Annotated in this window: 1 protein-coding gene; it reads right to left on the bottom strand. The window is 32.3% G+C overall.

The window, feature by feature from the left end; all coding sequences use genetic code 11:
• Positions 1-71: 71 nt before the first annotated feature.
• Positions 72-663: IS110 family transposase (locus ABGF48_RS08450; protein WP_408105898.1), on the bottom strand; the 592-nt coding region annotated here is incomplete at its 5' end.

Raw genomic sequence — 663 nt, 5'->3', positions numbered from 1 at the left:
TAAAAAATTACTTAAATTTGCGCACAGCAAACAAGCCTAACAAAATTAGGCTTTAAAATATGAATTAACAATTAAATATTGGGAATGTAGGATTTGTTGTCACGCAATACTGCAAAAATGATGTTAGTAAGCTTTCTAGCAACGGCTCCAATAGCTGTTCCATGTGCTTTTCCTCTATCTCTCATACCTTGATAGTATTTAGATAGAGCAGGATCTCTAAATGCAGCAACAGTTGCTGATAGCCAAATTGCTCTTCTTAAGTATGGTGAACCTCTTTTAGATATTTTAGTATTTGAAGCACTAAATTCTCCGGATTTCTTAACTGAAACATCAAGACCAGCATAAGCAACTAACTGACTTGCTTTTTCAAATCTTGAAATATCACCAATTTCTGAAAAAATAGCTGCTCCAAGGACATTACCAATGCCAGTAATTGAAGTAATTACAGGGCAAAGTTGATCAAGCATAGAAGATATTTCTTTTTCAATTTCATTAATTTGATCTTCTAAAAATGAGAGTTGATTAATGATTTGTTTGATTTGGAAAGAAAAAGATCTTTTTGCAAATTTAATTCCAAAGGAGTTTGAAGCTATAGCTTGAATCTCTTCAGCCTTTTTTAGACCAAATCGTCCATTACTACATTTTGATAGAAGAGTTGATAAC

Origin of the sequence: Helcococcus bovis, from assembly GCF_046035835.1 — a bacterium.
Classification (GTDB): domain Bacteria; phylum Bacillota; class Clostridia; order Tissierellales; family Peptoniphilaceae; genus Helcococcus; species Helcococcus bovis.
Note: the sequence above shows the minus strand (reverse complement) of the source record. Positions and strands in the feature narration are given on the sequence as shown.